Here is a 10,467-nt window from a genome sequence, read left to right on the forward strand (position 1 = left end):
GATTGCTGAGGAATTTTCATTTATGACTGAATCTATGTTAGCCAAAAGACGCAACGCAGCTATCGCTAAAGGCGTGGGCGTGACCACACAAGTCTATGCGGAGCGTGCGGAAAACGCTGAAATTTGGGACGCTCAGGGGCAACGTTATATCGATTTTGCCGCCGGTATCGCCGTGGTGAATACCGGCCACCGCCATCCGCGCGTCATCGCGGCAGCCAGAGAACAACTGGAACAGTTTACCCACACCTGTCATCAGGTAGTGCCCTACGAAAATTATGTGGTGCTGGCTGAACGTCTGAACCACCTGGTGCCGGGTGATTTTGCAAAGAAGACCGTCTTTGTCACTACCGGAGCCGAGGCGGTGGAAAATGCCGTGAAGATCGCGCGTGCCGCTACCGGGCGCAGTGGCGTGATAGCTTTCAGTGGTGCTTTCCATGGTCGTACCTTCCTCGGTATGTCATTAACCGGCAAAGTTGCACCGTACAAAATGGGGTTCGGCCCATTGGTTAGCGACATTTACCATGTTCCGTTTCCGGTCGAGCTGCATGGCGTTAGCGTGGAACAGACGCTGAATGCGCTGGAGAATCTCTTTAAATCCGACATTGAGCCCACGCGTGTCGCGGCCATCATCATCGAACCGGTACAGGGCGAAGGCGGTTTCTATCCTGCTCCTCCCGGGCTGCTCAAAGCCCTGCGTGAGATTGCCGATTGCCACGGCATTGTACTTATCGCCGATGAGATCCAGACTGGTTTCGCACGTACGGGCAAACTGTTTGCTATGGAGCATCATGAGGTTGTTGCCGATCTGACCACGATGGCGAAAGGTCTGGCGGGTGGTTTGCCGCTGGCTGCTGTGACGGGACGTGCAGAATTGATGGACGCTGTAGTGCCTGGTGGTCTGGGAGGAACCTATGGTGGTAACCCGGTGGCGATTGCGGCCGCCCATGCGGTGTTGGATGTGATCGAAGAAGAGGGGCTGAATGCGCGGGCGACGCAGCTGGGTGAACAACTAAAACAGTGCCTGCATGAACTGCGACCACGTGTTCCGCAGATCGCTGATGTGCGTGGGCTCGGGCTGATGATTGCGGTGGAGTTTAACCGAGCGGATAGTCAGGAACCCGATGCCAGCTTTACCAACGCGGTACGTCAGAAAGCACTGGAGCGTGGCCTGATCTTGTTAACGTGCGGTGTACACGGCAACGTGATCCGCTTCCTTCCGCCGCTGACCATACAAAATAACGTTTTTGACGAAGCGCTTAACATTCTGGAATCTGTGCTGCTCGATCTGACTAAAGCGTAAAGAAGGGGCGTAATGATTGTGCACTGGCTTAAGGCTGATGCTGAGTAATCCAATGCCTGATTCACTCAGCATTTTCCCACAGATGGTTTTTCTGTCGCTTAATAGGCGGCAACAGGCGGGATTAACCAAAAAATGAGCGGGGCGGCAGGGTGGAACCTGCTGCTTCATAAGAGAGGACAAAAATGCACTGGTATTTAAATGTATTAAAGAACTATGCATGCTTCAGGGGGCGAGCCCGGCGTAAAGAGTTCTGGTATTTCGTTCTGTTCCAGAGCTTGGCTGTATTTATTATCTCTTTCCTTGAAAGCTATTTTGCCGTTGCCAATCCTGAAATTTATATGGGCTGGTTCAGTGCCGTCTATCTGCTGCTCACGTTTTTGCCCGCACTAGCAGTGAATGCCCGTCGCCTGCACGACATCAATTGCAGCGCTTGGTGGTTACTGCTGCATCTCATACCGTTTATCGGCATTGTTATTCTGCTGATTCTCGCCGGTCTGAAAGGGAGCACTGGCAGCAATAAATACAGCTCAGAGAGCCGGATTCACTCACTGGGAAACGCCCCGGATCAGGCCAACGGGTGATTTCAGGATCATAACAGGAATGCTGAAATGACAATTAACAGAAGAAACTTTATCTCTACCACCGCGATGCTCGCGGGGGCAGGAGTGCTTTCATCCGTATTTCCCACCTTCTCCCTGCTCGCTCGGACCTTAACCGGAGTCGATGCTCCTTCCATCAATGTTGATAAGCTCCGGCTAACACTGTTGGAAGATGCGCAGCATAGAACCAGCCGGCTGGGGTTGGATCCGCGCATCTGGAACTGGCATAAAGACGCTGCTGCTGACGCCATGCCAGCCAACTATTATGAAGCCTCTCTAGCTGACTGGTCAGCTTTTGGAAGCCTGCCCAGGGACCAGAGCTGTGAGGTTGTGGTTATTGGTGGTGGGTTATTGGGTGCTTCCACGGCATTGCATCTTGCTGAAGCGGGCGTGGATGTGATTCTGGTTGAAAAGGATAACATTGGTTCGGGCGCTTCTGGTCGCAACGGGGGACAAATGACCCCCGGGATCGCACGCTGGGAAGCTGAAACTATGCTGGAAAAACTTTCATCCGATGAGGCTAAACGCTTATGGCGTTTTGCATCGGTTGAAGCGATGAATCTCGTGGATGAACTCTGTGATCGTTACAGTTTCGAATGTGATCGCAAGTATGGTCATATCACTGCTGCGGTACACGCAGGTCACATGGGGCCATTGGTGGCTAATGTCGATGCCCGGCGCCAGCTGGGAGATACGGCGGTGAAGGTTATCGGGCCGCACGAACTGCAGGAAGAGTATGTGCGTTCTGGCATCTACCATGGAGCAAATATCGACAGTATCGGCGGACAGGTCCAGCCTCTGGCACTATTACGTGGCCTAATTTATGGTTTTGCCAGACTGGGTGGGCAAATCTACGACAGCACGAAAGTGAAGGGCATCAGGCAGGATGCTGGTGGCACAGTCGTAGAAACTGAGCGTGGGGTTATCAGGGCGAGTAAAGCCGTGGTGCTGGGTGTGCATGGCTCCACCGGTAAGTTTATCTCCGGCCCTTCCACCACGATGCCTTTTTTCACCTACGTGGCGGTAACGCCGCCGTTGCCAGTGGATGTCAAAGAGCTGATCCCGTCAGATCTGCCGGTTTACGATACACAGTTACAGATCGACTACTATCGTGCGGTGCGCAACAACCGCCTATTGTTTGGTGGACAGGGTACTGGCAACTCCTGGTCACAGCGTGATGTGAACAACTATCTGCTTGAGCGTATCAGAACCGTGTTCCCGCAGCTGGAAAAGCCCGAACTGGAATATTCCTGGGGTGGGATCAGCGATCTGACCCTGAACGGTGCCACCGACGCCCGCAAGAGCGGCAATAGCGTACCCGTGTATATGGTACATGGCTGGAGCGGTCATGGAGTGGCGCAGACGGTACGCATTGGCAAAGCTATCAGCGACGATTTTACCGGACGCAACAACGACTTTACCATGCTTACCAGCATTGACCACATGAATATCCCGCTGGGTTCCTATCTCTCTCCGGTAGCCATTCCGTTGGTTAAGGGCGTTCTCGGAGTGATAAGCACACTTAATCCGGCAGAGCTGGTTTCGTTCTGAGTAGCAGAGCGTGGGGTTTCAGGGGCAATGGAACGGTAATTCACTATAAGGACTGCACCGGCCAGTCAACGCCGGTTCGTTGTTTTCTGTCTGATCATTGCTGAAATTTTAGAAACTATATATGTTTTTTATTTTATATTGGTAGTTAACAAATAAAATAACGGGATATTATTATCCATAATGAAATCAAAACCCCATTATTTCAATGAGGCTTATTAGGGGGGCTGTGATAAGGAGATTTTTCTATTGCTTTACACCTTCATATTTACCAACATAAACATTCATTCCACAGACATATAATTTTTTAAATCCTTTTAAATACCATTTGATTCCATTTTCATGACGTACATCAAGAAAAACAATACCCTCTTTAACAAGATATTTAGTATATATGCCATTATCGTATTTTTCAGGAGAGGAGTAACAATTGATCCAGGGAATATCTATGCTTGCCGATGCAGTTCCAATGCCACCAGTTAAGGTAATACCTGCTGCTAATGCTCCGCCTATTAATAATTTCTTAAACATAAAACATTCCTTTAACAATGTTGCAGCTTGCGGTTTGAATTTATTACTTATTAACCTGTTGTAGCATTATGAAAAGACTGTTACAACAGGTTGATAAGAAAAAATAGAGGATATAATTACGTAAAAACCCCGTTATTTTTAATGAGGTTTGTCAGTGTCCTAAAAAACCTATAATAAGAGGTTTTTCGGTAGAAAATTAAATCCTTCTACCTTCATAGAGAGCAACATATTGTCCATTATTACAAGATTTAGAGGTTTTAAAATACCATTTAAACCCACCTTCTGTAAATACATTAGCAAAACGGTTCTCAGCATGAACAACAGATCTAACTTCTACCCCCTTTCCACTATCGTATCCTTGCGAATTTATACAGTATTCATATCCGCTAAATGCCGATGCAGTCCCAATTCCTCCGATTAATGCTGCTGCTAATGCCCCAACGGTTAATAATTTCCTGAACATAACAATTCTCCTTTAATAATTTTAGAATTTGCAGATTAATTGCATGATTTATCAAATAATATTTGTTAATGCATACTAAATCTAAATCATCATAAGTGATGTTACAATTTTAAGATTTATAAACCACCTATATATTTCATTCTGGATTGGAAACCTAACTTATATTATCATAATTTATGATAGGTCATCGTGATGATATTATTTTATTTATTATGTTATCAAAAATTAGTTATTTTAATAAAAAGGCTATTTCTTCTGATAAATATAAATATAGATATTAAAAAAGTGGAGAAATTATAAAAAATAATGGATCTTATAAATTATATTCAGTCTACAGTACCGATATCACCTGTTATCAATATGCAACGGTTAACCCGTGTTTATCAACATGGTAGAGAAGACCAAACACCGGTCCTGAAAAATATCACTGCACAAATTTTTGTCGGTCAGAGTTGCGCTATTGTCGGAACATCGGGGTCAGGTAAAAGCACATTACTGAATATTCTTGGTCTGTTGGATAAACCAACCTCCGGGGAGTATTTTCTTTGTGGCATTGACATGTCAACAGCAAACTCTGACCTTCGTGCCAGGATGCGCAATAAAGAAATTGGCTTTGTTTTTCAAAGCTTTCACTTATTAGCCGGAATGACAGCCACAGAGAACGTCGCTCTGCCGCTTCTTTACCGTGGTGTCTCAGCCTCACAGGCCTATAAAATAGCCAGAGAAAAACTGCATTTGGTTGGTCTTTCACATCGTGCCGTTCATTATCCGGCAGACTTATCCGGCGGACAGCGACAGCGAGTGGCGCTCGCCAGAGCACTGGTGGGAGAACCCTCGTTACTGCTGGCTGATGAACCTACCGGTAACTTGGATCAACAAACAGCAGAAGAAATTTTATTGTTACTTGCTTCTCTTCACACAGACAAAGCGATGACGCTGGTCGTAATAACGCATGACCCTGTGGTTGCGAACCATATGCAGCGTGAATTACGTATCATTGACGGTCAATTGCATGAAACCAGAGGTATGGCAATTCATGCATGATAATAGCCGGTCCGGCAACTATGGCATGTCGGTATTAATGATATGGAGAGAAGCCTGGCGTAACTTAATGGCAACAGGGAGAAGTACCTTGCTTGCTTTATCGGGTATTGCTATTGGTTGCGCGTCTGTTGTGGCATTTATTAATACTGGGCATAACGCCACACTGGCTGCATTGAAAATGTTCAGTGGGCTTGATATCAATGTCATTACAGCAAATCTGAACTCCTATAATCATGGGGTTGGTAGTGCGTCAATTAAAATGACCGACCTGACAACGGCTATTCCTGGTTTATCTTCAGCAGCACCGTGGATCTATTTTCCTTCTCTCGGGCGCTATAGCGGGAAAACAGAAACATTTACCGTGATAGGCTCCTCTGCGGAGCTTGAGGAAGTCATGCAATTGCAACTTCGCTATGGCCGGTTCATCTCTGATTATGACCAGCACTCTTCTCATCTGGTCATTGGCAATGAAGTGGCTGTTACTCTGACTCAAGGGGAGCCATCCCGTATCCTTGGCAAGCAGATTCAGCTTGGCAATTATTTATACACTGTGATTGGCATTTTTAATACAAAAGGGCGAAATCCCATCTTTCCTTTTTCTTTGGATTCGGTGGTGATTGTTCCTATAAACGCCATGCGTAAAATATCAGCCAATACTGATCTGAACGGCATTATCGCTCGTACTATAACAACCGCGACCACAGAAACCGATGCAAAGGATTTATTGGCGTTGCTCAAGCGTAAGTTTCCAGAGGTTGAAATTGATGTCCAGATACTTAAGAAATTACTGGAAGGAATGGCAGATCAAAGCAAAACCTTTTCTTTCATGCTGATCGGGTTGGCAGGCATTTCGCTACTCACCGGCGGTATTGCAATTTCAAATGTGATGCTTATGAACGTTTCAGCCCGACGAAAAGAGATTGGGTTACGTATGGCTTTAGGCGCAAGACCCCATGATATCCGGCGCCTTTTTTTGTATGAAGCGGCAGCATTGACTTTTGCCGGCGCAATCCTTGGTGCACTGGCAGGTGTCATCGTCTCCTTTCTTTTCGTACTTTATTCTGGCTGGTCATTTTCTTTAGCCCCTTTATCTATTCCTTTAGGGATAGGTAGTTCAATTGTGGCGGGACTTATCTCTGGCTTTTATCCCGCACATAAAGCCTCACAGATGGAACCCGTACAGGCATTACGTGATGATTAAAAAATATTTTCTTTATGGCTCTTTGACCTTGTTTTTCCTTTTTCCTCGAACAGGAAGCCCTGCATCTGAACAGGAACGATTAACTTTATCAGAACTTGATTATAGTCTGCGGGGGGAGACCTCAAGAGAGGTTATAGGCCTGTCGTTGAGCGATGCAATATGGCTTGGCTTAAGGAATAACTATGCGATCCGCAGTGTTTATCTGGATCGTATCGCTCAGAAATTTGATTTACGGGTGGCAGAAGATCGGTTCACACCAAAGCTACAGCTGAGTGGGCGTTACATTACTGGTAAAAATCAGGATGCAAATTTTAGGAAAACTAACCTTTCTCCTAATGCCACACTACTTACTCCTCTGGGAACGCGTTTCACGCTTTCCTGGGTTCGTGATAACACTAAATTGGGGGTAAACAACTTTCACAATGACGGTGCAAGTATTACTGTGATACAGCCTCTTTTACGAGGAGCAGGATTCGATGTTAATAATGCCCCGATCTTACTGGCTAAACTCCGTGAACAAACCAATCGGCTGAATTTAAAAGCGACTATTTCCGATTCAATCACGCAAATTATTCTGACCTACCATGCGTTACTCCGTGCTCAGGAGCAACAATCGTTATCTGTCGCTTCCCTTAAGCGTATGCAGAAATTAGTGGAGATCAACAAAGAGTTGATTAATGCAGGCAGAATGGCCCAGACAGATATAATACAAATGCAGGCTGATCTAGCCATGCAGGAGCTTTCGGCAAAAGAGGCTGAAAACAATGTGCATGCTACGAAGCTGGCATTACTTAAGTTACTTGCTCTAAACCTCAAAACTCCCATCTATGCTACAGATACGCTAAAAGGAACTCACGTAAGCCTGAATATTGAACAATCAATTAAAAAGGCACAGGCTCAGCAACCGGGCTATCTTATCCAGTTACTGGCTGCAAGAGCTGCAGATATTCAATTATTGCAGGCCCGAAATAACCGACTCTGGGATTTATCTCTGGTCGGAGGCGTGTCCCAGAATCGTTCATCATCTTCTGAAACCCGAAATTGGGAAAATTTTGTGGGGATACAACTGGATATTCCAATAGGTGATATGGCACAGAAACAAACGGAAGTTCAGGCCAGAGTAAACGTTCAGAAGCAGGAATTACACTTGGAGGAGGCAAAAATAAATCTGGAACAAGCAGTAACCAAAGTCATCCGTGATACAGAATCACGCTGGCAGGAATATCAATTAGCGATAAAAGCCAGTTCACTTTCTCAAAAGAAACTCGAAATTGAACAGGAAAAATTACAGGCCGGACGATCCAGCAACTTTCAGGTCCTGAGTTTTGAAACCGATCTAAGAAATGCTGAAAATGCACGTCTGAATACACTTATCCAGTACCTCAATTCTCAGGCTGAACTGGATCAAGCTCTTGGAACCACACTGGAAAGCTGGGAGATAACGCTCAATGATTAAACGTTATCGATGGGCCATAGCTGGCATACTTGTAGTGGTGGCTTGTTTTTTTGTCTTTTTGTCCTCAGAGCATTTGTTTTCAGAACCAGCGCCAGCTCAGGGATCAGTGCAGTGGATTGAAGTAAAACACGGCCTTATAGAAAAACAACTAGGACTGGTAGGCAAGCTGCAATCAGGGCGTCTTGAAACCATACCCGCTCCATTTAATGCAATTATCAAACAAGTCTTGGTCAAAGAAGGACAGCGGGTGAAAGCTGGCCAGACATTAGTCACACTTGATACCCGAAAGCTTGATATTGAGCTTCGGCAGGCGCAAGTTGAGATGATCAAGTCCTCATCTGTCGTTGACCAATTGCATGACTGGGAAAATAGTCAGGAAGTCATCCGGGCCAGAAGAAACGTCGAAAATGCGAACCATATGGTTATGGAATTAAAAAATACTCTCGCAAAAACACAGGCTCTTTTTTCACGGGGCATCATTCCACGAATAGAAGTGGAAGCCCTCCAGCAGCAGCATCGCCGACAACTAATGGAACTCGCTTCAGCACAGGACGATCTTAAGTCCATTAGACAAAAAGGAAGTCTTAATAATTTAAATGTCGCCAAGATGGAGCTTCAGAATGCAACGAGCCGCTATCAGGCATTACAGGAACAATACTTACATAAAGAAATCAAGGCACCATTTTCGGGGGTTGCGCTTAGTGCCAAACAGGGAGAAAGTGGAAAACTCTTGACGATTCAGACAGGAGTTCGCGTTACCGAAGGAATGCCCTTACTGGAAATTATGGATACAGCCCAATATCAGGTATTGGCGCAGGTTGAAGAAGCTGATCTCGCCAAACTCAAAGAAGGGCTGACAGTAAAAATCAGTGGGGAGGGATTTTCTGATCACCCTCTGGATGGAGAAATTGAAACCATTGCCATGCAAAGCGTGAGTACGGATAAACCAGGATCGGCGATTTATTATGATGTTGTGATTAAAGTGACTTCATCCATGAGCCAGAGTTATCCCATCAGACCCGGTATGAGTGCCAGAGTTAATATTATTATTTATCGCAATGAACAGGGAATAGTTGTACCAGAAGCAGCACTATCTCATGATAGCAATGGACAATTAATAATAAATTGGCGTCCGGATTTAAAACGTCAGGCCGTGCCTCGTCAGGTAACTGTTGGGGAGGCTATGCCGGAAGGTATGGAGGTTCATGGACTGGAAGAGGGATTTATCGCTCTGCCTCGTTGAAAACAATAATTCGAAATATGTAAATGCCTTCGCCTTTTAATTCTTTTTACTATTAGCTTGCCTTTAACAGTATTTGAACAGTTTTGCTGCATATTACCGCTTTCATCAGCTCAGTTTTTCCTGTCAGGTCACGCCAGAACATCAAAATGAAGACAATAATGTTGTTCACAAGCTGGCTGAAATCACTTAAATCTCAGTGTGATTGAAACGGCGGCGTGATTCTGGTTCAAGGTGGAAGCATCAGGTACTTTCTCTGTCACTCCAAGGTACAGAAACCAGCAATAAGCAGCATTGACCTGAATTTTTTGTACCAGACGGCGTTCACTGGGGATACTAATTCGTGGATGAATTCTAAATCAATGGCTTTATCGACTTTATGCACCAGATGATTTTTGGGCACCAGCTTGTCAAGCGAGAGGGTTTCCGGTGGGTTTGTGGTTTGTTTGAATACAAATCTTATAAAAGGCTATTAATTAATCAAATGGCAAAAAGAAAATACTCAAGGTAGCGTGTACAAGAACTCATGGCTAGAGGAGCAATTTTATGGGTCTTTACATTGTTAGTTATGATGGTGTTGATGATAGCAATGCAGTTTTAGTTAGTACACAGATTCCACTAGATATTGATGTAAGTACGTTAAACTCGGCGAATGGATTCTTAACTACCTTGGAGAATAACGCTTTAAGTCATGTTGAAGGCTTGCCTAACGGTATTAATGTAACAAGAATTGCTAACGTCAGAATACACAAGCTGTAATATACAACATTCAATAACCCGCTTCGGCGGGTTTTTCTTTATAATATTTAATTGCTGATAAATCCTGTTTAAAATAACGGGTTTTTTCCATTCAGATCCAAGAGAACATCACAATGAACGCAATCAAAGTGGTTGGCTCAGCTTGGAATCACGCTGTTACGTAAATAATCACGTAAGTGATAACCAAAGATGAAACGCAACTAACGTTTCATCTATTATTGTATATAGAAAACCCCCTGCTAGGCAGGGGGTTCTGTAGAGCTTTCAGCTATAAATCCGCTATAAAAACCCCTTTTGATTTGTTAAAACACCTTGCGGTCTGGCAA

Annotated in this window: 10 protein-coding genes and 1 pseudogene; 8 read left to right on the forward strand and 3 right to left on the reverse strand. The window is 45.0% G+C overall.

Annotation, left to right across the window (positions count from 1 at the left end):
* Positions 1–22: 22 nt before the first annotated feature.
* The 3 genes from PSI23_RS14205 (at position 23) to PSI23_RS14215 (ending at position 3,450) form a co-directional block, all read left to right on the forward strand.
* Positions 23–1,300, forward strand: coding sequence for a 4-aminobutyrate--2-oxoglutarate transaminase (locus PSI23_RS14205; RefSeq protein ID WP_273555699.1), 1,278 nt, complete (start codon positions 23–25; stop codon positions 1,298–1,300).
* Between the two features lie 182 nt (positions 1,301–1,482).
* Positions 1,483–1,881 (forward strand): DUF805 domain-containing protein, encoded by a 399-nt coding sequence (locus PSI23_RS14210; protein ID WP_273555700.1) that lies wholly within the window; start codon positions 1,483–1,485, stop codon positions 1,879–1,881.
* A 27-nt stretch (positions 1,882–1,908) separates the two neighbouring features.
* Positions 1,909–3,450, forward strand: a complete 1,542-nt coding sequence (locus PSI23_RS14215) for an NAD(P)/FAD-dependent oxidoreductase (protein ID WP_273555701.1) — start codon at positions 1,909–1,911, stop codon at positions 3,448–3,450.
* 243 nt (positions 3,451–3,693) lie between these two features.
* Here PSI23_RS14215 and PSI23_RS14220 read toward each other — a convergent pair whose 3' ends face one another.
* On the reverse strand, positions 3,694–3,978 hold the full coding sequence (locus tag PSI23_RS14220) for an LCI family antimicrobial peptide (RefSeq protein ID WP_273555702.1): 285 nt from the start codon (positions 3,976–3,978) through the stop codon (positions 3,694–3,696).
* Positions 3,979–4,174: 196 nt separating this feature from the next.
* Positions 4,175–4,441, reverse strand: a complete 267-nt coding sequence (locus PSI23_RS14225) for an LCI fold-containing protein (RefSeq protein ID WP_273555703.1) — start codon at positions 4,439–4,441, stop codon at positions 4,175–4,177.
* Between the two features lie 306 nt (positions 4,442–4,747).
* On the opposite strand from PSI23_RS14225, the gene PSI23_RS14230 reads away from it, so the two are divergent.
* Genes PSI23_RS14230 through PSI23_RS14245 form a run of 4 tightly spaced genes read left to right on the forward strand, consistent with a single transcriptional unit; the run spans position 4,748 to position 9,385 of the window.
* Positions 4,748–5,485: an ABC transporter ATP-binding protein gene (locus PSI23_RS14230; RefSeq protein WP_273555704.1), complete on the forward strand. Its 738-nt coding sequence runs from the start codon at positions 4,748–4,750 to the stop codon at positions 5,483–5,485.
* On the forward strand, positions 5,454–6,686 hold the full coding sequence (locus tag PSI23_RS14235; protein WP_273555705.1) for an ABC transporter permease: 1,233 nt from the start codon (positions 5,454–5,456) through the stop codon (positions 6,684–6,686). Before PSI23_RS14230 ends, PSI23_RS14235 begins: the two co-directional genes overlap by 32 nt.
* Entirely contained in the window at positions 6,679–8,142 is a 1,464-nt protein-coding gene (locus PSI23_RS14240) for a TolC family protein (protein WP_273555706.1), read from the forward strand. The genes PSI23_RS14235 and PSI23_RS14240 overlap by 8 nt, the downstream gene beginning before the upstream one ends.
* A complete protein-coding gene (locus PSI23_RS14245) occupies positions 8,135–9,385 on the forward strand; it encodes an HlyD family secretion protein (RefSeq protein ID WP_273555707.1) in 1,251 nt (416 codons plus the stop codon). The genes PSI23_RS14240 and PSI23_RS14245 overlap by 8 nt, the downstream gene beginning before the upstream one ends.
* A 189-nt stretch (positions 9,386–9,574) precedes the next feature.
* Here PSI23_RS14245 and PSI23_RS14250 read toward each other — a convergent pair.
* A pseudogene (locus PSI23_RS14250) lies at positions 9,575–9,845 on the reverse strand (transposase); the annotation flags it as partial.
* 83 nt (positions 9,846–9,928) lie between these two features.
* Here PSI23_RS14250 and PSI23_RS14255 point away from each other — a divergent pair.
* Positions 9,929–10,141 (forward strand): hypothetical protein, encoded by a 213-nt coding sequence (locus tag PSI23_RS14255; RefSeq protein ID WP_273555708.1) that lies wholly within the window; start codon positions 9,929–9,931, stop codon positions 10,139–10,141.
* The last annotated feature ends 326 nt before the right edge of the window (positions 10,142–10,467 follow it).

Origin of the sequence: Xenorhabdus yunnanensis (assembly GCF_028598805.1) — a bacterium.
GTDB classification, from domain to species: domain Bacteria; phylum Pseudomonadota; class Gammaproteobacteria; order Enterobacterales; family Enterobacteriaceae; genus Xenorhabdus; species Xenorhabdus yunnanensis.

What these genes read in the sequence shown, in the direction of transcription:
- PSI23_RS14215 (WP_273555701.1), top strand. Translation starts at nt 1,909, where the DNA reads ATGACAATTAACAGAAGAAACTTTATCTCTACCACCGCGATGCTCGCG.
- PSI23_RS14205 (WP_273555699.1), top strand. Translation starts at nt 23, where the DNA reads ATGACTGAATCTATGTTAGCCAAAAGACGCAACGCAGCTATCGCTAAA.
- PSI23_RS14220 (WP_273555702.1), bottom strand. Translation starts at nt 3,978, where the DNA reads ATGTTTAAGAAATTATTAATAGGCGGAGCATTAGCAGCAGGTATTACC.
- PSI23_RS14240 (WP_273555706.1), top strand. Translation starts at nt 6,679, where the DNA reads ATGATTAAAAAATATTTTCTTTATGGCTCTTTGACCTTGTTTTTCCTT.
- PSI23_RS14245 (WP_273555707.1), top strand. Translation starts at nt 8,135, where the DNA reads ATGATTAAACGTTATCGATGGGCCATAGCTGGCATACTTGTAGTGGTG.
- PSI23_RS14235 (WP_273555705.1), top strand. Translation starts at nt 5,454, where the DNA reads ATGAAACCAGAGGTATGGCAATTCATGCATGATAATAGCCGGTCCGGC.
- PSI23_RS14230 (WP_273555704.1), top strand. Translation starts at nt 4,748, where the DNA reads ATGGATCTTATAAATTATATTCAGTCTACAGTACCGATATCACCTGTT.
- PSI23_RS14210 (WP_273555700.1), top strand. Translation starts at nt 1,483, where the DNA reads ATGCACTGGTATTTAAATGTATTAAAGAACTATGCATGCTTCAGGGGG.
- PSI23_RS14255 (WP_273555708.1), top strand. Translation starts at nt 9,929, where the DNA reads ATGGGTCTTTACATTGTTAGTTATGATGGTGTTGATGATAGCAATGCA.
- PSI23_RS14225 (WP_273555703.1), bottom strand. Translation starts at nt 4,441, where the DNA reads ATGTTCAGGAAATTATTAACCGTTGGGGCATTAGCAGCAGCATTAATC.